Annotated in this window: 25 protein-coding genes; 10 read left to right on the top strand and 15 right to left on the bottom strand. The window is 62.7% G+C overall.

Annotated elements, in window-relative coordinates:
- Nucleotides 1-8 precede the first annotated feature (8 nt).
- Nucleotides 9-1,250: a CaiB/BaiF CoA transferase family protein gene (locus AB3X96_RS22750; protein ID WP_368591486.1), complete on the bottom strand. Its 1,242-nt coding sequence runs from the start codon at nt 1,248-1,250 to the stop codon at nt 9-11.
- A gap of 48 nt (nt 1,251-1,298) precedes the next feature.
- The gene (locus AB3X96_RS22745) at nt 1,299-2,093 is read right to left on the bottom strand and encodes a crotonase/enoyl-CoA hydratase family protein (protein ID WP_184227985.1); all 795 of its coding nucleotides are present in this window, start codon (nt 2,091-2,093) and stop codon (nt 1,299-1,301) included.
- A gap of 200 nt (nt 2,094-2,293) precedes the next feature.
- On the opposite strand from AB3X96_RS22745, the gene AB3X96_RS22740 reads away from it, so the two are divergent.
- The 5 genes from AB3X96_RS22740 to AB3X96_RS22720 all read left to right on the top strand — a co-directional run bounded on the left by AB3X96_RS22740 (nt 2,294) and on the right by AB3X96_RS22720 (nt 7,901).
- On the top strand, nt 2,294-3,070 hold the full coding sequence (locus AB3X96_RS22740; RefSeq protein ID WP_176365545.1) for an enoyl-CoA hydratase: 777 nt from the start codon (nt 2,294-2,296) through the stop codon (nt 3,068-3,070).
- 107 nt (nt 3,071-3,177) lie between these two features.
- Entirely contained in the window at nt 3,178-4,164 is a 987-nt protein-coding gene (locus tag AB3X96_RS22735; protein WP_368591485.1) for an NAD(P)H-dependent flavin oxidoreductase, read from the top strand.
- Nucleotides 4,161-5,348, top strand: a complete 1,188-nt coding sequence (locus AB3X96_RS22730; protein WP_368591484.1) for a CaiB/BaiF CoA transferase family protein — start codon at nt 4,161-4,163, stop codon at nt 5,346-5,348. The genes AB3X96_RS22735 and AB3X96_RS22730 overlap by 4 nt, the downstream gene beginning before the upstream one ends.
- Before the next feature lie 13 nt (nt 5,349-5,361).
- Nucleotides 5,362-6,654 (top strand): acetyl-CoA hydrolase/transferase family protein, encoded by a 1,293-nt coding sequence (locus AB3X96_RS22725; RefSeq protein WP_368591483.1) that lies wholly within the window; start codon nt 5,362-5,364, stop codon nt 6,652-6,654.
- A gap of 50 nt (nt 6,655-6,704) precedes the next feature.
- The gene (locus AB3X96_RS22720) at nt 6,705-7,901 is read left to right on the top strand and encodes an acetyl-CoA C-acetyltransferase (RefSeq protein WP_368591482.1); all 1,197 of its coding nucleotides are present in this window, start codon (nt 6,705-6,707) and stop codon (nt 7,899-7,901) included.
- A gap of 49 nt (nt 7,902-7,950) precedes the next feature.
- Here the strand turns inward: AB3X96_RS22720 and AB3X96_RS22715 are convergent, their stop codons facing one another.
- Together AB3X96_RS22715 and AB3X96_RS22710 are read right to left on the bottom strand one after the other, a co-directional pair.
- Nucleotides 7,951-8,121, bottom strand: a complete 171-nt coding sequence (locus tag AB3X96_RS22715; protein WP_018436109.1) for a rubredoxin — start codon at nt 8,119-8,121, stop codon at nt 7,951-7,953.
- Between the two features lie 33 nt (nt 8,122-8,154).
- The gene (locus tag AB3X96_RS22710) at nt 8,155-9,357 is read right to left on the bottom strand and encodes a cytochrome P450 (RefSeq protein ID WP_176111339.1); all 1,203 of its coding nucleotides are present in this window, start codon (nt 9,355-9,357) and stop codon (nt 8,155-8,157) included.
- A 157-nt stretch (nt 9,358-9,514) separates the two neighbouring features.
- On the opposite strand from AB3X96_RS22710, the gene AB3X96_RS22705 reads away from it, so the two are divergent.
- Nucleotides 9,515-10,420: an SDR family NAD(P)-dependent oxidoreductase gene (locus AB3X96_RS22705; RefSeq protein ID WP_368591481.1), complete on the top strand. Its 906-nt coding sequence runs from the start codon at nt 9,515-9,517 to the stop codon at nt 10,418-10,420.
- A 75-nt stretch (nt 10,421-10,495) separates the two neighbouring features.
- On the opposite strand, the gene AB3X96_RS22700 is transcribed toward AB3X96_RS22705, so the two are convergent.
- The 6 genes from AB3X96_RS22700 to AB3X96_RS22675 all read right to left on the bottom strand — a co-directional run bounded on the left by AB3X96_RS22700 (nt 10,496) and on the right by AB3X96_RS22675 (nt 17,179).
- Nucleotides 10,496-11,317, bottom strand: coding sequence for a CoA ester lyase (locus AB3X96_RS22700; RefSeq protein ID WP_368591480.1), 822 nt, complete (start codon nt 11,315-11,317; stop codon nt 10,496-10,498).
- Between the two features lie 62 nt (nt 11,318-11,379).
- On the bottom strand, nt 11,380-12,237 hold the full coding sequence (locus AB3X96_RS22695) for a MaoC family dehydratase N-terminal domain-containing protein (protein WP_368591520.1): 858 nt from the start codon (nt 12,235-12,237) through the stop codon (nt 11,380-11,382).
- An 8-nt stretch (nt 12,238-12,245) separates the two neighbouring features.
- Nucleotides 12,246-13,412 (bottom strand): serine hydrolase domain-containing protein, encoded by a 1,167-nt coding sequence (locus AB3X96_RS22690; RefSeq protein ID WP_368591479.1) that lies wholly within the window; start codon nt 13,410-13,412, stop codon nt 12,246-12,248.
- Nucleotides 13,413-13,450: 38 nt separating this feature from the next.
- Complete coding sequence (locus AB3X96_RS22685; RefSeq protein WP_368591478.1) at nt 13,451-14,221, bottom strand: enoyl-CoA hydratase/isomerase family protein; 771 nt, start codon at nt 14,219-14,221, stop codon at nt 13,451-13,453.
- On the bottom strand, nt 14,218-15,819 hold the full coding sequence (locus tag AB3X96_RS22680; RefSeq protein ID WP_368591477.1) for a GMC family oxidoreductase: 1,602 nt from the start codon (nt 15,817-15,819) through the stop codon (nt 14,218-14,220). The genes AB3X96_RS22685 and AB3X96_RS22680 overlap by 4 nt, the downstream gene beginning before the upstream one ends.
- 115 nt (nt 15,820-15,934) lie before the next feature.
- Nucleotides 15,935-17,179, bottom strand: a complete 1,245-nt coding sequence (locus tag AB3X96_RS22675) for a cytochrome P450 (protein WP_368591519.1) — start codon at nt 17,177-17,179, stop codon at nt 15,935-15,937.
- A 164-nt stretch (nt 17,180-17,343) separates the two neighbouring features.
- On the opposite strand from AB3X96_RS22675, the gene AB3X96_RS22670 reads away from it, so the two are divergent.
- From AB3X96_RS22670 to AB3X96_RS22655, 4 genes are all read left to right on the top strand, one after another.
- Nucleotides 17,344-18,072 (top strand): TetR family transcriptional regulator, encoded by a 729-nt coding sequence (locus AB3X96_RS22670; RefSeq protein WP_368591476.1) that lies wholly within the window; start codon nt 17,344-17,346, stop codon nt 18,070-18,072.
- A gap of 98 nt (nt 18,073-18,170) precedes the next feature.
- On the top strand, nt 18,171-19,433 hold the full coding sequence (locus AB3X96_RS22665; RefSeq protein WP_368591475.1) for an NAD(P)/FAD-dependent oxidoreductase: 1,263 nt from the start codon (nt 18,171-18,173) through the stop codon (nt 19,431-19,433).
- A gap of 21 nt (nt 19,434-19,454) precedes the next feature.
- Nucleotides 19,455-19,775 (top strand): 2Fe-2S iron-sulfur cluster-binding protein, encoded by a 321-nt coding sequence (locus AB3X96_RS22660; RefSeq protein WP_368591474.1) that lies wholly within the window; start codon nt 19,455-19,457, stop codon nt 19,773-19,775.
- Nucleotides 19,776-19,786: 11 nt separating this feature from the next.
- Entirely contained in the window at nt 19,787-20,557 is a 771-nt protein-coding gene (locus tag AB3X96_RS22655) for an SDR family oxidoreductase (protein WP_368591473.1), read from the top strand.
- A 28-nt stretch (nt 20,558-20,585) separates the two neighbouring features.
- Here the strand turns inward: AB3X96_RS22655 and AB3X96_RS22650 are convergent, their stop codons facing one another.
- The 5 genes from AB3X96_RS22650 to AB3X96_RS22630 all read right to left on the bottom strand — a co-directional run bounded on the left by AB3X96_RS22650 (nt 20,586) and on the right by AB3X96_RS22630 (nt 25,558).
- Nucleotides 20,586-21,164 carry a nuclear transport factor 2 family protein gene (locus AB3X96_RS22650; protein ID WP_368591472.1) on the bottom strand — a complete coding sequence of 193 codons (579 nt, stop codon included), beginning with the start codon at nt 21,162-21,164 and terminating at the stop codon, nt 20,586-20,588.
- Nucleotides 21,161-21,994: an SDR family oxidoreductase gene (locus AB3X96_RS22645; protein WP_176122690.1), complete on the bottom strand. Its 834-nt coding sequence runs from the start codon at nt 21,992-21,994 to the stop codon at nt 21,161-21,163. The genes AB3X96_RS22650 and AB3X96_RS22645 overlap by 4 nt, the downstream gene beginning before the upstream one ends.
- Before the next feature lie 379 nt (nt 21,995-22,373).
- Nucleotides 22,374-23,495 carry an acyl-CoA dehydrogenase family protein gene (locus tag AB3X96_RS22640; RefSeq protein ID WP_368591471.1) on the bottom strand — a complete coding sequence of 374 codons (1,122 nt, stop codon included), beginning with the start codon at nt 23,493-23,495 and terminating at the stop codon, nt 22,374-22,376.
- A 2-nt stretch (nt 23,496-23,497) separates the two neighbouring features.
- On the bottom strand, nt 23,498-24,700 hold the full coding sequence (locus AB3X96_RS22635) for an acyl-CoA dehydrogenase family protein (RefSeq protein WP_368591470.1): 1,203 nt from the start codon (nt 24,698-24,700) through the stop codon (nt 23,498-23,500).
- Between the two features lie 78 nt (nt 24,701-24,778).
- Entirely contained in the window at nt 24,779-25,558 is a 780-nt protein-coding gene (locus AB3X96_RS22630) for an enoyl-CoA hydratase/isomerase family protein (RefSeq protein ID WP_368591469.1), read from the bottom strand.
- Nucleotides 25,559-25,586: the final 28 nt, after the last annotated feature.

The following is a 25,586-nucleotide window of genomic DNA, read 5'->3' as shown; positions in this document are numbered from 1 at the left end:
TCCGCGCTCTATAGAACTTTCTTTTCGCGCAGAGCATCGATATCGGGCTGCGACATACCGAGCACGTCACGCAGCACATCGTCCGTATGTTGGCCGAGCGTCGGCGGCGCGCCGTATGAATCGATAGGCGTCCCCGACATCTTGACCGGATTCGCCACCATACGAACGGCCTGATCTGTGAGCGGGTGCGCGACTTCCACGCACATCGCGCGTGCCTGCACATGCGGATCTGCGAACACCTGTTCCAGATTGTTGATCGGTCCAGCCGGCACTCCGGCGGCGTCGAGTGCCGCGAGCAGTTCATCGCTCTGCCATTCGACGATCAGCGGCTCGAACACTTCGCCCAGTGCACGACGATTCTTCACGCGCAGAGCGATCTCGCTGAATCGCGGATCAGTAGCAAGCTCGGGATGCCCGAGAACATTGCACATTCGCGCGTACTGCTCGTTGTTGCCGGCAACGATCATGATGTCGCGATCGGCGCAACGGAACATGCGGGACGGCATGCCACCATTGCCCTCGGTACCGCGCCGGATCGGAATCTGGCCAGAAACGAGGTACTGGCTTGCATAGTGCGATGTGGCAGCAATCATCGCGTCCAGCAATGCCAGGTCGATGTATTGCCCTTCGCCAGTACCGCCTTGCGCCACGTCGCGGTGATAGAGGGCCGCGATGATCGCCGAAGCGGCATACTGACCACAGAGGATGTCGGCAAGACTGGGCCCGGTTTTCATAGGGCCGCCGCCGGGCACGTCGTCACCGTTTCCGGTCACGCTCATCAAGCCACCCATCGCCTGGAAAATCGAGTCATAGCCCGGCCGTGGGCTATACGGTCCGGTCTGGCCGAACCCGGTTATCGAACAGTAGATCAGGCGCGGATTGACCAGCTTGAGGCTCTCGTAGTCGAGCCCATAACGCTTGAGGTCGCCCACCTTATAGTTCTCGAGCAACACGTCGCATTGTGCAGCCAGCGAGCGGATCAGCGCCTGGCCTTCAGGCGTAGAGATATCGCAGGTGATCGACTTCTTGCCGCGGTTCGCGCTGATAAAAAACGTCGATTCGCGCGTGACCTTGCCGTCCCGATCCATCAGGAACGGTGGGCCGAATTGCCGCGAATCGTCGCCCTTTCCCGGACGCTCGACCTTGATGACCTCGGCGCCGAGATCCGCCAGCATTTGAGCCCCCCACGGCCCCGCGAGAATACGGCTCAGGTCGAGGACGCGAACACCCGCCAACGCGCCTTTTGTCATAACAAACTGTCCCCTTGAATTCGCACCGGCTGCGCCGGAAGCCATGCATCAGCGGCCGACAAATTTCGCCGCACGTTTTTCGATGAAGGACTGAACACCTTCCTTGGCATCTTCAGTGTTGTAGAGAAACTGCTGGGTCGACTGAATGGTCGCGTAAGCATCCTGCCAGCCTTGTCCCAGCGAAACCCGCGCGTTCTGCATCGTGGCCTGCACGGCTAGCGGTGCCTGCGCCGCAATTCGCTCTGCGATCGCGAGCGCCCGGTCGAACTCCTGCCCCGCGGGCACGACATCCTGCACGAAGTTCATGTGCCGCGCCTCTTGCGCGGTGAATTCGTCGCCAGTAAGTAGTACCTTCATCGCGTTGCCCCAGCCGGCACGCTGGACCATGCGGAACGTCGCACCACAACCTGCCATGATCCCCCGCTTGACTTCAAGCTGGGAGAAACGGCAGTTATCGGCCGCCACAGCCACTTCCGATGCGAGCATCAATTCGACCGCAACCGTGAAACAGATTCCCTTGAGCGCAATGACGACCGGCTTGGTGCGCAGCGGCGCGCGCAAGTTGAACGGATCTACCTCGCCTTCAGGAAGCAGGGATTTCCCTTCCCGGCGCAATGGCGCGATCTTCGGCATGTCGAGCCCTGCCGTAAAGTGATCCCCTTCGGCGTAGACCAGCCCGCAAAAAATATCGCTGCTCTGTTCGAGCTGCGTGTAGGCCATGGCCAGTTCGCGGAACATCTTCGGGGTAAATCCGTTGCGCTTTTCCGGCCGGTCGATGCCCATCAAAAGCAGGTTCCCGCGCTGCTCAACGCGAATCTGTCCGTCCTCGTGACGAGTAGTCATGCAGTGTCTCCTCGCGGTGTTTCCCGTTAGTGAATCTGCCCTCGCGCTCAATTGACAAAGCCGGGCCTCACATTCAGAATCATAAACGTCGTTCAAATAATTGGCAACGTGCGGTACGCTTTGACGTAACCCGAACGGCGCGCCGCGGCCCACGAACCACGCGCGAGCAGCGTTGCCCCTCATTCCCTCAAGGAAGAAGCATGGCCTACGAGACGATCATCGTCGAAACGCACGGAAAAGCCGGCTTGCTCAGGCTGAACCGTCCGCAAGCCTACAACGCGCTGAACAACCAGCTGATGGACGAGCTGACGGCAGCACTCGACGACTTTGAAGCCGATCCCGCCATCGGCTCGATCGTGCTGACCGGCAGCGAAAAGGCGTTCGCCGCCGGAGCCGACATCAAGATGATGAACGAATGGACGTACATGGACGTCTACAAGAATCAGTTCATCACGTCTAACTGGGAACGCACCTCGCGTTGCCGCAAGCCGGTCATCGCGGCGGTCGCGGGTCTTGCGTTGGGCGGAGGCTGCGAACTGGCCATGATGTGCGACTTCATTCTCGCCGCCGACAACGCCCGTTTCGCCCTGCCCGAAATCACGCTGGCGACCATTCCCGGCGCTGGCGGCACCCAACGCCTCACGCGCGTGCTCGGCAAATCGAAGGCGATGGAGATGATCCTCACCGGCCGCAAGATGGACGCCGTCGAGGCCGAACGATGCGGCCTCGTAAGCCGCATCCTGCCGGTCGGCACGCTCGTCGAAGAAGCACTGAAAACGGCCGATGAAATCGCGCGATATTCGCAACCCGTCGTGGCGATGGCGAAAGAGTGTGTGAACCGCGCCTACGAATCCAGCCTCGCGGAAGGCATCCTGTTCGAGCGGCGCATGGCCTATTCGACCTTCGCCACCGCAGATCGAAAGGAAGGCATGGCAGCCTTCGCCGAAAAGCGCAAACCCCAGTTTCGCGATTGTTGAATCGCCAAGAACGCCACGCGCATCGTGGCAAACCGAGCACGCCAGGTCACGCGCGTCAGGCGCATTTCTCTGGCACCCACACTCCCTATCCAGATTACAGGCGCGCGATGAAACCGTATGTCAACCGCATTACTGAATTACTCGGCATTCAATATCCCATCATTCAGGGCGGTATGCGCTGGGTGGCGCGAGCCGAACTGGCGGCGGCCGTGGGGAACGCGGGAGGGCTCGGGTTCATCTCCGCGCACACCCATGCAAGTGCCGATGCACTCGCGCGCGAAATCGACAAGGTGCGTTCGCTCACGGACAAGCCCTTTGGCGTCAACCTGACCGTTCTCGGCGCGAATGCCGGTCTCGACTATGACGGGTATGTTCGCGCGATCGTGTCTCAGGGCGTCCAGGTCGTTGAAACAGCTGGCAGCAATCCCGCGAAATACATCGCCGAGTTCAAGGCACATGGCGTTAAGGTCGTGCATAAGTGCGTCACGGTTCGCCACGCGGTGAAGGCGCAATCGCTCGGCGCAGATGTCGTCAGCATCAACGGATTCGAATGCGCGGGGCACCCTGGCGAAGACGATATCCCCGGACTAATCCTGATTCCCGCCGCAGCCGAAAAGCTCAAGGTGCCGATTCTCGCGTCCGGGGGCTTCGCCGACGGGCGCGGCCTGATGGCGGCTCTCGCGCTCGGCGCGGATGGCATCAACATGGGTACGCGTTTCATGCTCACGCAAGAATCGCCGGTCCACCCAGCGATCAAGCAACGTCTGCTGGAAGCGACCGAGCGCGATACCGTCCTGTTGGGCCGCTCGATCGGGGACCCGAGCCGCGTGGTCAAGAATAGCGTGAGCCTCGCCGCACTCGAACTTGAGCGCAGCAAAAACGTGACGCACTCGGACCTGTCCGCACTGACCGGAGCACAGCGCTGGATGGATGCGTTCGCTACGGGAGAAGTCGAAGGCGGCGCTTTCCCCGCCGGTATCGTCACAGGCCTCATTCACGATTTGCCGACCTGCGCGGAATTGATCGCCCGCATCGTCAAGGAAGCCGCCGCGATTGCCCAACGCCAGCTAGGCTTCAGCGCTGCTCTGGCATGAAACTGACCGGCCTTCGAGTCATTGACCTGTCGCAGTTCATGCCGGGTCCGTTCCTCGCTGCCAATCTCGCCGATCACGGGGCGCAAGTCATCAAGGTCGAACCGGTCACCGGCGACCCGACGCGCGGCGCACCCGGAACGGACGGCGCTTTCTTCGCGGCTATCAACCGCGGCAAGCGCAGCATCGGCCTCGACCTGAAGCATCCGGACGGACGCGAGGTCGCGCTGAAGCTGCTGAACGAGGCCGATGTCGTCATTGAATCGTCGAGGCCGGGCGTCGCTGCTCGCCTTGGTATCGACTACGACACGGTGAGCCGCAATAACCCGAAGGTCGTTTATTGCGCGATTACCGCATTCGGCCAGACCGGCCCGCTCTGTCAATTGCCCGCACACGATCCGGTAGTTCAATCGCTTGCAGGTACGCTGCCGCGAGATGAGCGGGGAATGCCGATTGCCACGGGACCGTCGCTCGCCGCGCTGGCCGGTTCGCTGACGGCATTGTCCGCTGTGTTGATGGCGCTGCTGCGCGCCCGGGAAACGGGACGCGGCGACTACATCGACGTGTCGCTGTTCGATGCGGCGCTCACGGCACAGCCGTACCTGAGCGGCCGTTTGCTCAACATGCCGGTCGGGCAATCCTCGGAAGCGACCGAGGACGATAGTGGGCTCGCGATGCTCAGCACCTACGAGACCGCCGATGCGAAATGGCTCTGCCTCGGCGGCCGGGAACACAGTTTTGCCAGCAACCTCCTTACGCCGCTCGGCCGCCCCGATCTTGTCGCCGACGCGACCGGGCCGGCGGGTGAAGGCCAGATACGCGTTCGAGCATTCCTGACGCAAACATTCATTACACGCACGCTCGATGAATGGCTCGATTGGTTCAAAGGCCGGAACGTCAGCGTCGCGCCGGTGCTCTCGACCGCGGAGGCGCTAAACCATCCACATGCTCATGAGCGAAGAATGGTCCAGACCGATCCGTCCGGACGCGCCCACGTAGCGAGCCCGATTCATTTCCGCATGGAGCCCGCGTCGCCACCGCTCGCGGTTCCGGGACTGGGCGAGCATGCGGAGCTCGTCCTGCACAGCATCGGCTACAGCGAAGACCGGATTGCGGAACTCGTTGCCTCGGGCGCCGTGCGGGGGCAGCACAACGAAGCGCATGACTTTGCGCAAGCCGCCAATTGACGCGAACAACATCATGCCCATACTGCTAGAGGCGGACGCCATCGACTTTGCGTCCATCATCCGTCGCGGCGACACTGTCACATGGGGCCAATCGAACGCGGAGCCTCTTGCGCTCACCCGCAAGCTGCTCGAGCAACGGCATGCTGTCGGCGCGTTCCGGGTTTTTCTCGGTGCCAGCAATTACGACACGTACCGCCCCGAGCACGCCGACTGCATCGATTTCGTTTCGTACTGCGGCAGCGGCTCCAACCGCGCACTGGCCAAGGCTGGCGCGCTCGACATTCTTCCGTGCCACTATTCGCAGTTCCCGGAGATGATGGACTCGGGTCAGCTTGCGATCGACGTGCTGCTGTTGCAGTTGGCGCCCCCAGATTCGCAAGGCCGCTATAGCCTGTCGATCGCGCATGAGTATCTGATCCCTGCGCTCGAGCGCGCGCGCGTCATCGTCGCGGAGGTCAATGAACAGGCACCCTGGACTTACGGCGAACGATATCTTCGCGACGACGAGATCGACTTCATTCTCCCGACATCACGCGCTCTGCCCGAGAGTTCGCCAAGCGCGGCAAGCGCGACGGATCAGGCGATTGCACAAAACACGGCCGCTTTGATCGAAGACGGCGCCACGATTCAACTCGGCCTCGGCGCGATTCCCGAAGCGATTCTCGCTTGCCTCGGCGATCGGCGCGACCTCGGCATTCATTCCGGCACGATCGGGGACAAGGTCGCCGATCTGATGGAAATCGGCGTGATCAACAATGCGCGCAAGACCATCGACGCGGGCAAGACCATTGCAGGCGTGATGATGGGCGGCCGTCGCATTCACGAGTTCGCGCATCGCAACGACGCCATCGAGTTCCGTTCGACGCGCTACACGCACGACGCGAACGTGCTCGCAAGCATCGAGCGCTTCGTCGCCATCAACTCGGCTGTGGAAGTCGATCTGAGCGGCCAGATCAACGCCGAGGTTGCCGGTGGCGTGTATGTGGGCGCGGTGGGCGGCGCACTGGATTTTCTGCGCGGCGCGCGGCGCTCGCGTGGCGGCGTTCCAGTCATCGCGTTGCCGTCTACCGCGGGCAAGGGCGCCAGCCGCATCGTCGCGTCGTTGAATGGACCGGTCAGCACGCCCCGCAGCGACGCCGCCATCGTGGTGACCGAATACGGCGTAGCCGATCTGCGCGGCCTGACGCTGCGGCAACGGCGCGAACGCATGCTGGCGATCGCCCATCCGGATCATCGCGCCGCTCTCGATCAGATGGCGAGCGCCCTGCCCCTTCATCGCACCGGAAGCGCGACGCTCGTTGCCTGATCGCAAGCACACCCGCATCCGCAACCTCGAACTTTGCAAGGAAACGTCCCATGAAACGCGCGGCAATTGTCTCCCCTGTACGAACGCCCGTGGGCACCTTTGGTGGCAGCCTGCGCGGCGTTAGCGTCGAAGAGCTCGGCGCACTCGTCGCGAACGAAACGATCCGGCGTGCAGGGCTCGACCCCGCTCGCATCGACGACGTCGTCTTCGCACAATCGTATGCAAACAGCGAAACGCCGTGCGTAGGCCGCTGGATCGCGCTGCAGGCCGGCCTGCCCGTCGACGTGCCCGGCATGCAACTGGACCGCCGCTGCGGCGGCGGCCTGCAGGCGCTCGCCACCGCCGCGATGATGGTGCAGACCGGTGCCGCGGACGTCGTGCTGGCTGGCGGCGTGGAAAGCATGAGCAACATCGAGTACTACAGCACGGACATGCGCTGGGGCGCCCGCTCGGGCTCCGTGCAGTTTCACGACCGGCTCGCGCGCGGCCGCGAGCGCTCGCAGCCGGAATCACGTTTCGGCTATATCTCCGGCATGATCGAGACCGCAGAAAATCTCGCCATCGACTATGGCATCAGCCGCGAGGCCGCCGACGAGTTCGCGCTGCGCAGCCATCAGCGCGCCGCGGCAGCGTGGGAGTCGGGCCATATGGCCGAAGAGGTCGTTGCGGTCAGCGTTCCGCAGAAAAAAGGCGAGCCGCTGCTGTTTTCCAAAGACGAGGGATTCCGTGCGGACGCCAGTATGGAAAGCCTCGGCAAGCTTCGCGCGTTGATGCCGGGCGGAACGGTCACCGCAGGTAACTCCAGCCAGCAGAACGATGCGGCCGCCGCTTGCATCGTTGTCGCGGAAGACCGCCTCGAAGAGCTCGGACTCGAGCCTATGGCATGGCTGACGGGATGGGCCGCGGCGGGCTGCGAGCCCTCGCGGATGGGCATCGGTCCCGTGCCCGCAGTGCAGAAGCTGATGATGCGCACCGGTCTTACGCTCGATCAGATGGATCTCGTCGAGGTGAACGAAGCGTTCGCATGCCAGGTACTGGCTGTCCTCAAAGGCTGGAACTGGCACGACATCGACCGGCTCAACGTGAATGGCTCGGGCATATCGCTCGGTCACCCGATCGGCGCAACGGGCGTGCGGATCATGACCACGCTGTTGCACGAGTTGACGCGCCGAAAGGGGCGCTATGCGCTCGAGACCATGTGCATCGGCGGCGGCCAGGGTATTGCCGCCGTGTTCGAGCGCGCCTGACCCGGGGCAATGAAGCGCACGGCTCGACGCCGTGCGCGTGTCCGAACGCTTAGGCCTCGACCTCGATCATCACGAAGTCAGCCTTGGTCGCCCCACATTCAGGACATGCCCAGTCATCCGGAATGTCTTCCCAACGAGTGCCTGGCGCGATGCCCTCCGCCGGAAGTCCCGCTGCTTCGTCGTAGTAGAAACCGCAAAAGATACATTGCCACTTTTTCATGATCGTCGATGAGTCGTTGAGGGTGGGGATACTTCAGGGTGCTACGTCCCAGACGAGCGGCAGATAAAGCATGCCGTTGACGGAGCCCGAACCGCATCGCGGCTTGTCGCCCTCGCGAATACGAAAATCGGGAATGCGTTTGAGCCACTCCTGCAGGAAAACCTTGATCTCCGTACGCGCAAGGAACGACCCCGGGCAGCGATGCGGGCCGTTGCCGAACGCCGCGTGAAGCACTGGCTTGCGCGTCAGGTCGACGGCGAGCGGATCGCTGAACTTGCGGTCGTCGAGGCCAAAGAGCGAATTCGGCAATTGAATCTGGTCACCCTTCCTGAACTGGATGCCCTTGTATTCCATGTCCTGCGTGATGAGCCGCGCGGTGTTCGCCACGCCAAAGCGACGAATCATCTCATCGACTGACGAAACCATCAGTTCTGGATTTTCGATTAGCTGGCGCCGATGAGCCGGGTTCTCCGCGAGGAAACGCGCGATGAAACCCATCATCGATGCGACGGTATCGAGGCCGCCGAACAGCACGACGATGAACATGCCGAACATCCGCTCAGGGCTGATCGGTTTGCCGTCGATCTGCGCGTTCGCGATCAGGCTGACGAGATCTCCGCCCGCCTCTGCCTTGCGCTTTTCCACCCAGGTGGAAATATAGCCAATCAGCCGGTGCTGGGATTCGTTGCGCTGCTCGACATTGCCGCGCACGGCCCATTCCGCCCATTCGAGCAATTGTCCGCGATCGCTCAACGGGAGATCGGCCAGACGCAGGAAAATCACGATCGGCAGGATCTTCGAGAACTCCGACACGAACTCGCATTCGCCTCGTGGAGCGATTTTTTCGATCAGCTCGATTGCGAGGCTGCGCACGTCGCTTTCCAGCGACGCGATAGCTTGGGGCAGAAAAGCGGGCGTGATCAGGTTGCGGTACTGGGTATGTTCGGGCGGGTCGAGTTCCAGCGGCACGAGCTGCGTTTCATTGAGCGGCGGGATGTTGACGCTGCGATGCGAAAAACGGGTGTGGTCCTTCTGCATCGCCTCGATGTCTTCGCCCCGGGTGGCGATCCAGTGGCCGCCATAGTATGGAGACCAGACGATATCGGGACCCGTATGCAGCGTCTTCCACGCGCGATGGACGTCGTCTTCGGCACCGGGTGGATTCATATAGTCGAAATCGACCACGAGTTCTCGCGGAACATGGTCCGGCACGGTCCAGCCTTTCATGTCGTTCATTGCGTGTCTCCTTTCATTTTGTCGTCTTCGAATGGATGAATCGCTACACAGTCGCTGCCAACGCAATATCGTTCATATTCTGCAACGGCGTTCAGTTTTTGTTATTATACGTGGGCGAGCTTTTCAACATCAACGCCTGTATCGAACGGAGACAAGAGTGAGCGATTTCGTCAAGGACAAGGTGGTAGTGGTAACGGGTGCGGGTGCAGGCATCGGGCGCGATTTCGCGCTGCAATTCGCGGCGAACGGCGCCAAGGTCGTCGTCAACGACCTCGGTCGCAACGCCGAAACCGGCGAATTCGCCGCACAGCGCGTCGTCGCGGAAATCAAGGAGGCGGGCGGCCAAGCGGTTGCTTCCACGGACAGCGTGGCCGAATGGGACTCCGCGCAGAAGATCGTGCAGGCCGCGCTGGACACGTTCGGCCGCGTCGACTGTGTGGTCAACAACGCCGGCATCGTGCGTGACCGTATGTTTTTCAACATGAGCCTCGATGAGTGGAAAGCCGTCGTCGACGTTCATCTGAACGGGTCGTTTTTCGTGGCACGCGCCGCGGCTCCGCATTTCAAGGCGCAAAACAGCGGCAGCTTCGTTCATATGACCTCCACGTCGGGTCTGATCGGCAACATCGGACAGGCCAACTACTCGGCCGCCAAGATGGGTGTCGTCGGTCTGTCGAAGTCGATTGCCCTCGACATGGCCAAATTCAACGTGCGCTCGAACTGCATCGCACCGTGGGCATGGACCGCGATGACGGCCTCGATCCCCTCGGAGACGCCCGAGCAAAAGGCACGTGTCGAAGTTCTCAAGCGCATGGAATCGCGCAAGATCGCGCCGCTCGCGGTCTACCTCGCTTCCGACCAGGCCGCGAAGGTATCGGGACAGATCTTCGGCGTGCGCGCCAACGAGATCTACTTCTTCAACCAGATCCGGATGATCCGCTCGCTGCATCGCGACGGCGGCTGGACGCCCGAAGCGATTGCCGAGCAGGTCATGCCGGCGTTCGAAGCGAGCTTCTTCCCGAACGTGCCTTCCATGGCGCTCACGCCGTGGGACCCGGTGTAAGCCAAATTGCAACACTCCCGCGTCACCCCTTGAAGTGGCGGCGCGGGCGATGCAGCGCTCACTCCGCCGCACCTCTCACCCCTCTGCCGAATCGCGCACCTTTTCGGACGCGCTGACGATACGTCTTGCCTTGAGCAACACGGGCAAGTCCACCATCCGTCCATCGACGGACACTGCCCCGCCTTCCGCCCGCTCATACGCTTCGACGATCCGCCGCGCCTTGGCAATCTGATCCGCACTCGGGCTGAAAGCGGCGTTGACCGCCTTGACCTGGCGCGGATGAATGCACAGCTTGCCGCCAAAACCCAGCGATCGCGCCTTCGACGAGTCCTCGGCGAGTTGCCGCTCGTCGTCGATCGCCACGGTGACGCCATCGACCGGACTTTCAATTCCAGCGACGCGCGAAGCCAGCACGATACGCGAACGCGCGTGCAGCAACGCGTCCCATGAGCCGTCGCAATCCAGATCGAGCTCGAAGTCGACGGAGCCGAAGACCAGCCGCTCGACGCCGGGCATGCGTGCCACCTCCAACGCATTCCAGACACCCGCGGCGGATTCGATGATTGGCCAGATTGGCTTCGTCGTTGCCGCCGCTACGGTGGTCAGCGCAGCCGGAGCCTCCGCCTTGGGCAACACGACGCCATCGATCCCATCGAACGCGGCAAGTGACAGGTCCTCGTCGAACCACTGCGTTCCAGCGCCATTGATGCGCAACAGCACGCAAACTGGCGATGCCGAAAATATTCGTACCGCATCGGCAACATGGGCTCGCGCCGACGCTTTGTCCGCGTCTGCAACGGCGTCCTCCAGGTCAACGATCACCGCATCGGCGCCTGCCGCGAGCGCCTTGGCGAATCTTTCGGGCTTGCTTCCCGGCACAAAAAGAAACGAACGCATAAGTCTCCCATTCAGCGCCCGGTCCGGCTACGGCGTACCCGCCGGCGGACCGGACTCAACGATCAGCTGAGAACAGCCGCGGCATCCATCCGCAATGACCCGTCACTACCAGCGATCCACAAGCTCACTTTGCCAGGGTCGGATTCGTCTCGCTTTCCGCAAACATAGAAAGGCGAAGTGTCCACCACCGGTTTGATTGCGCGGAACGAAAACGCTCCGACGCGCGCGCCCGGCAGTTCCGATCTCAGCGAGTCCATGAGTAGCGTGGCGAGCAGCGGGCCATGCACGACGAGACCCTCGTAGCCCTCTTCGCCGGTTGCGTAAGGCCGATCGTAGTGAATGCGATGACCATTCAACGTCAGTGCCGAATAGCGGAACAGCAGCACGGGATCGGGATTGATCTCGCGGGCCCAATGGGCGCCTGCGGGCGCGGCCTGTGACGCCGCCGGCTTCTCGCCAGCAACCGGATGATCGCGATACACGATATCCTGGCGTTCTACGAGCGCAACGCCATTCGCATCACTGACTTCGTGCTTGACCTTGACGAACACCAGATCGCCGGTGCGCCCCTGCTTGTGAGCTACGCTCTCGATCGAAGAAAGTCGGGTGATCGCGCTGCCCGCTCTCAGCGGCCGTAGAAAGTCGAGTTGACTGCCCGCCCACATGCGGCGAGGCAAGTCGACCGGCGGCAGGAAACCGCCACGCTTCGGATGCCCGTCGAGCCCGACCACGGACTGACGATGAACCGGCAGAAAATAGAGCCAGTGCCACAACGGCGGCAACTCATCGCCAGCTGCCGCGGGCGGGTCGTCCCGGTCTAGCACGGCGCCGAACGCTGTCATCGGCGTGAGGGTGAGCTGGTCCTTCACTTCCTCCGTGCGCCCGGTCCATTGCTGCAAATACGCGATATCCATGACCATGGTGCCGGTCACTCCAGATCCAGCGCGTTGCGAATCGCCGCAGCGATCGGAAGCAGTGGGTCTTCTTCCGGCGTGGTCGGGTTGAACAGCTTGTTATGGCAAATCGCGACGGCGAGCCCGGTGTCCGGGTCCGCCCAGCCGATCGAATTGCCTTGTCCCGGATGGCACAACGCGCGCGGCGAACGCGCCGCCGTCACCGGCGGATGGTTGCCGCCGAACCAGAAGCCACCAATCGTGATCGGAATCGGAAAGCCGAACATCACCGGGTCGGGCTCTTCGCTATTGGCACGTGGCGTATTCAGCGTGGCGACGAGCTCCTTCGACAGTATCCTCACGCCGTCCAACTCACCGCCACATGCGAGCATCGCCCAGAAGCGCGCCTCGCTGCGCGCATTGAAGATCCCGCCAACACCCGCCACTTCCGCGCGCCGCACGTCCGGACGCTCGAACACTTGCGGCGTCAATGCGACCTGTTCGGGCATCGAGCGCAGGAATAGCGGCGGCAGGTACTCCGCGGGAACCGGCACCATCGCATCGGTGAGACGTGCGATGCGCGGTTCGACTTCGTCAGGGATGCCAATCCATAGATCTTCGATGCCTAGCGGCATCGCGATCTCTTCCCGGACGAAACGGCCCAGCGAGCGCTTCTTCGGATCGGCACGTCGCACCAGCTCGCCAACGATCCAGCCGAACGTCATCGAAAGGTAAAGCGTTTTCGTCCCCGGCTCGGCAAGCGGCTCCAGGTTTGCGATCGCGCGGGTCATCCAGTGCCAGTCGCACATCAGCTCCGGCGTGACGTCTTCAGGCATTTGCGGCACGCACGCGCGATGAGTCAGCACATCGCGCACCGTGGTTTTCTCCTTGCCGTGCGCGCCGTACTCCGGCCAGTAGCGCGTCACTGGCGCGTCGTACTCGATCAGGCCGCGGTCGGCCAGGATGTGCAACGCGGTTGCCGCAACGGCCTTCGTTACCGAATAGACATTGAAGAGCGTGTCGCCATCGACAGGACGGCCGGTGGACGGATCGGCCACGCCGCTCCATGCGTCGATCACGAGTTTGCCGTTCAGATAAGCCGCCACCTGCACGCCGATCTCACCGCCTTCGCGCGTCGCGCGGTCGAGCGCCTGCTGAACGATCGCGCTGCGCTGCGTTGATGCTTGCACTGCCAATGTCATATCGGGTCTCCCATTTGTGAACATGTCGCGTTGACGGGCTACGTTCTGCCGGACTGCGCGGCGATACCGGCAAGCCCTTCGAGCGCGAGCCCATAGCCCAGTTCGGCGACCATGCGACGCTTGAACGGCTGCGTAAAGACCGCGCGCGTGTATCGCAACGTCTCGACCGGCTTCGCCGCGAGTTCGCGCGCGATTTGCCAGGCGCGTTCGAGCAACGTGTCGGGCGCGACGACTTCGCCGACTACACCAAGCTCCCACGCACGTTGCGCACTGATGCGCTCGCCGGTGAGTAGAAGGTGGCGGGCGCGGTTGTGGCCGATCAGCATCGGCCAGACGATCTGCACGCCGTCCGCGGGCACGACGCCGTGAATGAAGTGCGCCTGATCCGAGATTTCTGCGTGGTTGGAGGCGAGCACGATGTCGGACAGCGCCAGCAGCTCGGCATGGATATGCGCAGGCCCGTTGATCGCGCCGATAACCGGAACCGGAATGTCCAGCAGTTGCATCAGCAAGTCTTGCCCCTCGCGTTGCAAGCGCGGCCAGACTTGCGAAAGCGGCTCCGCCGGCAACTCGGCGTAATTCATCGCGTCGCAGAAAGAATCGCCGGTTCCGGTCAGGATGACCACGCGATTGTCGAGGTCGCGTGCGATCTGATAGAACGCCTCGCCTAGCTGGCTGTGAATGCTGCGATCGAGTGCGCCCCACTTCAGCGGGCCGCCATCCGTATGCAGGCGCACTTGCAAAACACCGTCGCGTCGCTCGAATTCGATATTCGAAAAGTGCCCCTTATAGTCCTCAAGGCAACTCATCGCGCGTCCTCCAGGATCAGCCCGGCGGCGCGCCATGCCATCGCCATCATCGGGCCGTTCGTGTTGCCGGAGATCATCGTGGGTGTGACGGACAGATCCATCACGCGCAGGCCTTCGATACCGCGCACGCGCAGCCGCGAATCGAGCACGGCAAGCGGGTCCGAGCCCATCCTGCAAGTGCCGCATGCGTGAAAACCGGATTGGCCGTCGCGCCGGTAGAGGTCAAGAATTTCGTCATCGGTCTGGACGGCGAGGCCGGGGCGTGTCTCCCCCACCAGCAGACTCCTGAGCGGCTCGGCGGCCAGCACGTTGCGCATGAGCCGGAACGCATTGACGGCCATCTGCTGGTCGTACGGATCGGCAAGGTAGTTAGCGACGACTTCAGACGGCACGCGCGGGTCCGACGACTGGAGCCTGATGTGCCCCTCGCTGCGTGGACGCAGTGGATAGCTGAAGAGCTGCATGCCTGGGAACGACTCGAACGCGTAACCCGCCGCGCCGAAATCCATCGAGTACGGCGCCATCATCAATTGAACGTCCGGACGCTTCGCATCGGGCGCGGTCTTGACGAAACCACCCACCTGATACGAGCCGAGCGACATCACGCCACGGCGGAACAGAAAATACTGCATCGCGTTACGCCATAGCCGCATGCCGCTGAACTGCCGGTTCTGCGAATCGCGCCAATGCTGTAGACGCGCCTGCACCATATACAGATAGTGCTCGCGCATGTTCCGTCCGACACCCGGATTCGCCGCCACGACAGGAATGCCGAGCGACTGCAAATGGACTGGATCGCCAATGCCCGAAAGCTGCAAAAGCCGCGGCGACTCGATCGCGCCCGCCGACAGCACGACCTCGCGGCGCGCCCGGTAAGCGATCTGCTGCCCCGCGCTTTCGCACTGGACGCCGACGGCGCGCGTGCCGTCGAACACGATTCGCGCGGCTTGCGTGCCGGTAACGACGGTCAGATTCTTGCGCGTCCTCGCAGGCTTCAGAAAGGCTTCGGCTGAGCTTTGCCGGCGACCGTTGCGGATCGTATAGATCAGATAGGCCACGCCCTCATGATCGAGCCTGTTGATATCTTCGACGCGCCTCACGCCGAGCGACCGGCACGCTTCGAGCACTGCGTCGCCGATACGATTGCGCTGCGCGTACTGCGACACTTTCAGCGGTCCGCCCTCGCCTCGTAGCTCATCGGCGCCGAGCGCGTGATCCTCGATGCGCCGGAAGCACGGCGCCAGATTCTGCCAGCTCCATCCCTCGACGCCCAGCTCGGCCCATCCGTCGTAGTCTTCTGGATGACCCCGCATATACACCATGCCGTTGATGCTGCTGGAACCACCGAGCATCTTGCCGCGCAGCCAGATCTCGTTGCGATGCCCGTTCCCGTCATCGGGCTGCACCGGAATGAACCAGGCATGAGCTGGATCGCCCAGCAGCTTTCCGAAGCCTTTAGGCATTCGGATCAACGGATTGCGATCTTCCGGACCTGCCTCGATCAGCAGCACTGAATGGCGCCCGCTTTCCGAAAGACGATTGGCCAGCACGCAACCCGCGGCACCGGCGCCAATCACGATAAAGTCAAACTCGATCATCTATGCGTTCTCCACCGTCCGTGCGTGCGGACCAGCGGTATCTCGTGAGCTGGCCCGCCACACGTGCCTTGTCGGCCAGCCTCGTCCACGACACGGGAGGCTGGCGCTGTTCTGGTTAGCCGAAGACGACGGGAATCGAATGCGGAACGCGCATCATGATTCCATTGATCTGTGGAGCTGCCGCGGCCGGATCGAGGCGAAGATTGGGCAGGCGATCGAGAATCGCGTTGAGCGCGCGCGTCATTTCCACGCGCGCAAGGTGCTGGCCGATGCATACGTGCGGGCCATACGCGAATGCGAAGTGCCGGTGCGCAGGCTTTCGATAGATGTCGAACCTGTCCGGATCGGGGAAGCGGCTGGGGTCGCGATTGGCGCTTCCCGCCAACACGTCGAGAAATGCGCCCGCCGGAATCTCCACACCGCCGAGCGTGACGTCACGCGAGGCCATACGCGATTGCATCAACACGGGGCCATCCCAGCGCAGAGCCTCCTCGATCGCCTGCGCGACCAGCGTGCGATCCTCGCGCACCGCTTCAAGCTGTGCGGGATCGCGCAATAGCGCAAGCAGCAGCACGCTGGTTGCGCGATACGTGGTGTCACCGCCCGCATTCACCAATTGACGCAGGAACGAAATGACGACCTCGTCCGGCAGCAACTCGCCATCGACTTCCGCGATGGCCAGCGAACTGACGAGATCGTCGCCCGGATTGCTGCGGCGCTCCTCGACGAGTCGAGCGAAATAAGCACCCAGCTTCGTCGACGCCTCCACACCGTGCGCCACATCGATCGAAACCAGCGTCTGCGCGATCGCCAGCTTGTGGAAGATCTTGACGTCTTCCGGCGGCAATGCCAGTTGGCGGTAGATGATATTGAACGGATAGTGAAGCGTGAACTCGTTGACGAGATCCGCATGTCCGCGATCCATGAACTTCGACATCAGTTCGTTCACGACCGGATCGACCAGCGTATCGCCCCATGCTGCCACCGTGTGCGGCAAAAAGGCCTTCTGGAAGATGCGGCGGTAACGCGGGTGCTCGGGCGCGTCCATCGTCGAGATGCTGCGTCCGAAGCTGATGCCGATATTGCGCTCGTAAGACTTGTTCGAGAACGTGACCGGATCTCCGAGCACCTGCGCTACCTCGTCGTATCCGAATACGCAGTAATGCGCGACATCGGACATCGTCAGATCCGCTGCCGCACCCATCAGCACACGGTAGTCGCCCTTCTGAACCGAGCCTTTCTTGCGGAGCTCGGCAATCCGCGGATACGGGTTAGGATCGGCGCCGAAAGCGAGCGAATCCTCGAAAAAGGGGTTGAACTTGGGATCGTCGAAGTCCTCGAGTTGCAGCGCGCCCGCCATGGTTCCTGTCTCCATTAATCGTTCATTTAAAGGCACCTCTGCCTGGTAGCGACGTGCCGATATCTGAACTATGTTCGATTTTGCACGAATGTGCAAGATCGTTCTATCATTCGCTGAAAGGGATCGCGCACTGTCCGATTTGCACCCGCCATGAAAGGGAAACCATGCCGTCCAGAACGACTCACGCCGCTAGCAGCCCGGCGACTGCCATCAATGCGCCGCGCGCCACGGCGCGCAGCACGACGCCAGAGCGCATTCTCGATACGGCCGAGCGGCTGTTCGCGATGCACGGCTACTTCGGCACATCGATCCGCGACATCATGCAGAGCTGTGGCATGGAGCTGAGCCTCGCGCGCTACCACTTCGGCAGCAAAGACGCGCTGTTTCAACAGGCGATCGGCCGTCGCGCGGCCGTGATCAGCCGGCAGGTCATCGAATCGCTCGAGGCCGGACTCGCACCGCTGCGAGGCAAACGTCCCGATGTCGAGACGATCGTGACCGCACTTTCCGCACCGGCTTTCGCGCATCTGACGAGCGGCGATCCGGGGTGGCGAAACTACCTGCGCCTGCTGACCCAGATTGGCTGCCTTTTGGAGCGCCCCGACCTCACGGCGCCGTTTTATGACCAATACGCGCCGGCGGCCGCGCGCTATCGTGACGCCTTCGCCAAGGCGCTTCCTCATGCCACGCGTGAGACCGTCGAACTGGTGCAGCATTTCGTCGAGTCCGTGTTTCATCTCGTGCTCAACGAGCTTTACGCGCAGGAAGCGCGATCCCGAACACGGGCACTCGCGACGGCGCATATCGAGCGCATGCGCACCTACCTGATCCGTTTCGCGGTTGGCGGCATCGAGGCGATGGTCAGCTCCGCTGCGGCTCAGCGGGGTTCATGAGCATTGACAGTAGCAACGACGCTCGTTCACAATTTGGAACACTATTCGCAATTTCTGGCCGCAGCGAACTTGTGGCCGTATGAGACGGAGTTGGCTTCATGACAGCTGGAGACGCAGAGAACACCGCACTGATCGTCGGGGCGGGTCACGCGGCGGGGGAATGCGCGACCGCGATCCGCGAACAGGGATGGGCGGGGCGCATCGTGATGGTTGGGGAAGAATCCCACTTGCCGTACCAACGGCCGCCGCTCTCCAAGGCATTTCTGTCGGGCGAATCGACCGCCGAGCAGCTCTACCTGAAACCGCTGTCGACGTACGACAAAGCGCGTGTCGAGTTCATTCCGAATGTGCGCGCGCAACGCATCGACCGTGACGCGAAACGGGTCACGCTCTCCAACGGCAGCGAAATCGGCTATACGAAACTCGTTCTGGCTACCGGCGGGCGCGCGCGGCGCCTGATGTTGCCCGGTATCGAAACGATCGAGAAGCTGCAGAACTTTCACTACCTTCGCACGCTCGATCACGTCGCGCGCATTCGAAACCAGTTTCATGCCGGCTCGCGCCTCGTGATCATTGGCGGCGGATATGTCGGACTGGAGGTGGCAGCCGTAGCCGTGAAGCGCGGCTTGCACGTCACCGTGCTCGAAGCATTGCCCCGCGTCCTCGCGCGCGTCACGGCGCCCGAGCTTTCCGCGTTCTACGAGAAAGTGCACCGCGAGGCCGGCGTCGACATCCGCACGAACGCGATCGTCAGTGAGTTCGAACTCGACGCGTCGGGCGACGCGGTCGCGGCCGTGTGCTGCGCGGACGGCACGCACGTCGCCGCGGATCTCGTCATCGTCGGCGTGGGACTGGAGCCCGCCACCGAACTTGCAGACGCAGCCGGGCTGGCCGTCGACAACGGCATCGTGGTCGACGAATACACCCGCACGTCCGATCCGGACATTTTCGCGGTCGGGGATTGCACCAACCACCCCAACCCTTCGCTCGGCCGGCGCCTGCGGCTCGAGTCGGTGCCCAACGCGCTGGAGCAGGCCCGCACCGCGGCTGCCTCGTTGTGTGGCAAGGAGCGCGTCTACAACAGCGTGCCGTGGTTCTGGTCCGATCAATACGATCTGAAGCTCAAGATGGTCGGCTTGTCCCACGGCTACGACGAGTTCGTCCTGCGCGGCAATCCCGATACCCGCTCGTTCTCAGCGTTTTATCTGAAAGACGGCGTCATGCTCGCCGCCGATACGGTCAGTCGCGTGCCCGAATTCGTGCTGGCCAAGCGATTCGTTGCCGAGAAGATTCCAGTCCGCGCGGCCGATCTCGCCGACGAATCGATCCCGTTGAAGAGTCTGCTTCCGCAGTCCAACTAATTTTTCAGAGGTTCAGAAGCCATGCCGCTCATTCGATTCATTCAGCCGGACGGCAGCGAAGCCGCCGTGAGCGCCACCGTTGGCGATTCCGTGATGCAAACGGCAGTCAACAACCAGATCCCCGGCATTCTCGGCGACTGTGGCGGCAGCTGCAGCTGCGCAACCTGTCATGCGTACGTCGACGCGGCTTGGAGAAGCCACATGCCAGCGGCCGAATCCTATGAAGTCGACATGCTCACCTGTGCGATGGACGTGCGCGAAAACAGCCGTCTGACATGCCAGATCTTCGTGACGCCGGAGCTGGACGGATTGGTCGTCCATCTGCCCGGCGTGGCTGCGTAAGCGTGACGGACATGAAGGTTCCACGCACGACGCTGATCACCGGCGCCGCATCGGGCATGGGCGCGGCGCTGGCCCGGCATTTGACCGCGCTCGGCGAACGGGTGATCGGCGTCGATCTCCACGATGCGGAAGTTTGCGCGGACCTCACTGTCCCGGCGCAGCGCGCAGCGCTGGTCGCGCGCGTACAGCAGATCACACCGTCGATCGATGCGGTGGTCGCCTGCGCAGGCGTATCGCCGCCGGTGCCCGGCGACACGCTGGTGGCGGTGAATTACTTCGGCGTTACTGATCTGTTGCCACGCCTGTTGCCGCTGCTGCATCGCGCAAGGGAGCCACGCGCCGTGGTGATCTCATCGCTCGCCTCGCTTCACCCGGTCGATGCACGCCTCGTCGAGTTATGCCTCGACGGCAACGAGGCCGCGGCACGCGAGCAAGCTGCAAAGATCGGCGCACAAGGCTATGCGTCATCCAAGCGTGCGCTGACCCAGTGGATACGGCGCACGGCGGTGCTGCCCGGCTGGGCCGACAAGGGCGTGTTGCTCAATGGTGTCGCGCCGGGCGTCGTGAAGACGCCGATGGTCGCGCCGCTGCTGGAAACTGCCGAAGGTCGCGAGGCGCTTGCCGCCGGCGTGCCCACCGTCGTGCCCAATTACGCCACCGCCGAGCAGATCGTGCCGCTCCTCGCATTCCTTGCGAGTCCAGCCAATGGCTACATGGTGGGCCAAGTCCCCTTCGCCGACGGCGGTGCCGACGTGCTCTTGCGTGGAGAAGCCGCGCTGTAACGCGCAAGAGCCGCGGACACTGCCGTGCTTACGGCGCCTTCGTCAAAGCGTCGATGGCGTGCTGTTCGCTCGCGCTCCAGAAGGTCGCCCACGTAGGAAAACTCTGCGGAAGGCGCGGCTGATACCGGTCGCCTTCATACTTGCCGGGCCAGTTCTGGAAGCGCGGCGTACCGGGGCGCTCGAGCCAATCCGTCGAATACCAGTGCTGTTCGTCGCGACGCTCGAAGTACCATTGCCCATCGCGCCGCACGTAGTGATCGAAGTAGCAGATCGCCATCACCACCCACGCACCGTTGTCCTCATGCTCCGCGCGACAATAGACGCTTCCCGTTGCATGGTCGGCGTCGATGAAATCGACTGTGTGGCCGCAGATCTGGTGAATGCTGCGGTAAAAGCCGCGCAAAATATGCTCGGACCCATAGAAGGTCTTCAGCGCCGCGCGCCCCACGCCCCATCGGCCGCAGTTGACGTATTCGGCGAACAGCTGCACCAGACCGTCCAGATCGCGCGAATCGACCGCAAGCGCGTATCGCACCGGCAACTGTTGTATAGCAAGCTGCGCCTCGATGCGCTCGATACGCGCAAGAAGACCGGAATCCGTCGTCATGCCGCCCCCTTCGCAACGTTAGTCGTCGCCGCCGAGCGCGCACGGATTTCGTCCGCATAGTAAGGCTGGTGCGAAAGCAGCCCGCCATCGACGTTAAACACCTGGCCGGTGACGAACGCCGCTTCATCCGAAGCGAGATACACCACCGCATGCGCAATGTCTTCGGGCTGCCCGAGCCGCGGCGTCAGATGGTGGCTCAGCATCATCTCCCCGAGCACGCCCGCGTAGTACGCCTGGGTCACCGGCGTGACGATCAGGCCGGGAGCAATCGCGTTGCAGCGTATTCCTTCCTTACCGTGCTGCGCGGCGATGTAGCGCGTCAGGTTCTCGATACCGGCCTTGCAGACACCATATGCGCTATACCCCAGAGCACCCGCCTGAGCGGAACCCGACGAGGTATTGATGATCGAACCGCCACCGCGTGCCCGCATCAGCGGCAGCGCACGCCGGGAAGCCAGCATCGTGCCGCGAAGATTGATGCGCATCGTGTCGTCCCAGACAGCGACGTCGACTGTCTCGACTGCCGCATCGACGGTACTGGAAAGCGACGTGGCCGCGGCGTTGTTGTGCAGAATATCGAGGCCGCCCCAGGTCTTAAGCGTCAACTCGAACATCGCATCGATCGAACCTTCGTCGCCAATATCGACACGCGCCGCAACCGCCCGGCCGCCCGACTCCTCGATGCGACGAACCTGCTCCTGTGCGCCTTCGAGATTGAGGTCCGCCACGACGAGCAGCGCGCCCTCATCCGCGAGTCTCGCAGCACAGGCCGCGCCGATGCCAGACGCGGCCCCGGTCACAATAGCTATCTTGTCCTTGACACGCTGCATCCTCATCCTCCTCGGTAACCGATCGTTATTGAGTGGTCAGTGAAAGCTTGCCGAGATTGAGGACCGGGCCCGCTGTGTGCTGACCACCATCACCGTAGATCACGGCGCCATTGACAAAATTGCATGCCTCGGAGGCCAGGAAAAGCCGTCCACGCGACCGAACGCGCGCATGGGGTTGTCGACGATAGCCCGCGCCGACTCCGTTGTGCCTACCGGATTGCAGTCGGCGCCGGCCGTATCGCCACCATAGCCGTTCACGACGATCCGTGCGCCGCGAAGCGCAAGCTCCGTCGCAATCGCGCGGCCAATTGCACCGGCAGCACCAGTCACTATGGCGACTTGTCCATCGAACGATAGCTGCGGCATAACGGCGACTCGATCAGCCGGCCGCAACGCGGTCGAGATGAAAGTCGATATCGCCAAACATCTTCTCCATCATCGTCATCTTGCGGAAGTAGTGCCCCACCGGATATTCCTCGGTGAGCCCCATGCCACCGTGCAACTGGATGCCCTGCGCGCAAACGAAGCGATTGGCGCGCGCGGCGACGGCCTTGGCCGCCGAGATCACGCGGCTGCGTTCGGCCGCCGGGCTGTTCAGGTGTGCGATCCCGCAGTACAGCATCGAGCGCGCCTCCTGGGTGGCGACGAACATCTCCGCCATGCGGTGCTGCAACGCCTGAAACTTGCCGATAGACTGGCCGAACTGCGAGCGTCCCTTGATGTACTCCGAGGTGATCGCCATCACCGCTTCCATCATGCCGAGGCTCTCGGCCACGCTCGCGAGAATCGCGAGTTCCGTTGCTTGCGTGAGCACCTCCAGCGCGCGTTCCGGGCCGACGACCAGCGCATCCTCACCGAGCTCCACGTTGTGCAGGTCGATATCCGCGGCACGCGATCCATCGAGCAAGCGGTACGAACGGCACGTCACGCCCGCAGCGCGTCGATCGACGAGAAAAACGCCCACGCCCTGCGATGCACCTTCGACTCGCGCGGTCACGAGCAACTGATTTGCCGACGCGCCTGCGATCACCAGCGTCTTCGCCCCGCTGATCAGATAACCCGAGGCTGTCTTGAGCGCGTGCGTTCGGGCGTGGCATCCCACTTTGTACCGGCTGCCCGCTTCGCTGTCCGCGAGCGAAAGCAGCAGCTTGCCCTCGATGACGGCGGGAAGCAGCGTCTCGCGCTGACCCGGCGCATCGCCTCGTTCGATGATCGTCGCGCAAAGCAGCGCCGTCTGTACGACCGGCTCGAGCGCCATGCCGCGGCCCAGCGCCTCCATCAGGATCGCCGTCTCGACGAACGAGCAACCGAGACCGCCGACGTCTTCCGGCATGGTCAGACCGAGCCAGCCAAGCTCCGCATAGGAGCGCCAATGATCGCGGCTGAAGCCTTCTTGTCCCGCCGCGATGCGCGTGCGCGCCTCGAATCCATACTCCTGCTGAACATAGCGCTCAGCGCCATCCTTCAGCATCAATTGTTCTTCGGAGAGGTTGAAGTCCATGGCTACAGTCCAAATGCCAGCTTGGCAATGATGTTCTTCTGCACTTCGCGCGTGCCACCATAGATGGTGGATGCGCGAGCGATCAGATAGCCCGACGTGCGGCCACCCATGTAGTCCGGCCAGTTTTCGTCGACTACCGGATCACCATCTGGATCGCTGTGGTCGTCGAAACGTATCGCGCGAGGACCGAGTGCGTCCATTTGCAGCTGCGTCACTCGCTGTTGCATCTCCGAGCCGCTGATCTTCAGCGCAGAGACGACAGCGTCGAGATTGCGCTCGCTCTTCTCTTCAGCGAGGATGCGCAGCACGGACCATTCGAGTGCCATCAGGTCCGCTTCGACCTCCGCGACCTTGCGCGCGAACCCGGGCGTATCGATCAGGCGCACGCCGTCCACCGTCTCCTGTCCGGCGATGTCTTTCGCGCGTTGCAGCTCACGTTTGTTGAAGTACAGGAACGCGCTCGCCGTGCGCTCCTTTTCGAGCAGATACTTCGCATAGGTCCAGCCCATGCCAGCCTCGCCCACGAGATGCGCCTTCGGCACGCGCACGTTCTCGAGGAACACTTCATTCAGCCCCCTGCCGCCCTCGATCGAGACGATCGGACGCACCGTGATGCCCGGTGTGTCCATTCTGACCAGCAGGAAGGAGATACCGCGTTGCGGCTTCACGGTCGTATCGGTCTTGACGAGGAAGAATCCCCAATCGGCAATCGTCGCGTCGCTGGTCCAGATCTTCTGGCCGTTGATGACGTACTCGTCACCGTCGAGCACGGCCGTGGTCTTCAGTCCGGCCAGATCCGAGCCCGCGTTCGGTTCCGAGAAGCCTTGACACCAGAACTCGTCGCCACGCAGGATAGGCCCGAGAAAACGCTCCTTCTGCCAGTCCGAGCCAAACGCGATGATGACGGGCGCCACCATCTGAGTGGACTGCCAACCGTAGTCCATCGCATCGGCGTTGTACAGCTCCTCCATGAAGATGTGCTTGCGCAACGCGCTCCAGTCAGTGCCGCCATGCTCGGCCGGCCAATGGGGCGCGCCCCAGCCGCGCTCGTACAAAATGCGCTGCCATCTGCGGATGTCATCGCGCGTGGGCGGATGCACGCCATCACGCCAGCGGCGCGAGATGTCGGCCGGCGCATGCTCGTTGAAAAACTTCCTGACTTCCTGACGAAATGATTCGTCTTCCTCGCTGTAGCCGAAATGCATGCCTGACTCCTGAATCTCTTCCGTCTTCGTTTGTCTGCTCTGCCGTGCCGCTGTGCCGCGCTCGTGCGGGGTCTGCGCCTAGCGGCCCCTGAACGCTGGTGCGCGCTTTTCTCTGGCCGCGAGCCGTCCTTCCGCCGCATCCTCCGAGTTCACCGCGAGCGCCACCGCGTTGAGTTCCTGAGCAAGAAACTCTTCCATGCTGCCCGTGTTCAACCTGAACAACTGCTTGGTCAGCCCGAGCGAAAAAGTCGGGCCGGCCGCAAGCTCGCCAGCCAGCTTCCCGGCAGCCGCATCGAGGTCGCCGTCTTCGACGAGATGACTCGCCAGACCTATATCGAGCGCTTCCTTGCCGCTCAGCCGGCGATTCAGATACATGATTTCCTTCGCGCGAAACTCGCCGCAATGACGGGCGAGCAGATGCACCATGCCACCTTCAGGCAAGGTGGCGCGCATCAGGAATGCGGGAATGAACTGCGCAGTGTCGGAAACGACGAGCTGGTCCGCGCACAGCGCAAAGCTCCATGCAATTCCCACCGCGACACCCCGTACCGCCGCGACCATCGGCTTGTTGAGGTTGTACAACCGCAGCGCGATCTTCTGGTACACCGCCATCGATGCACGCGCGTGCGCCACGCTCATCTGCGGCGGCGCGGCGCCGCTGCCCTTGATGTCGGCGCCGGCGCAAAAAGCGCGGCCTGCGCCGGTGAGGATCACCGCGCGAATCTCCGGGTCCTGTTCGATGCGATCCAGATGGCCGAGAATCAGGTGGAGCATCTCCGGCGTCAGCGCGTTGAGCTTCTCGGGGCGGTTCAGACACAGCGTCGCAACCGCGCCGTTCAATGTGAGTTCAACATCCATGATGTTCGGATCTTCGTTGGGGTTGGAG

The organism is Paraburkholderia sp. BR13439 (genome assembly GCF_040948805.1).
Classification (GTDB): domain Bacteria; phylum Pseudomonadota; class Gammaproteobacteria; order Burkholderiales; family Burkholderiaceae; genus Paraburkholderia; species Paraburkholderia youngii.
Note: the sequence above shows the minus strand (reverse complement) of the source record. Positions and strands in the feature narration are given on the sequence as shown.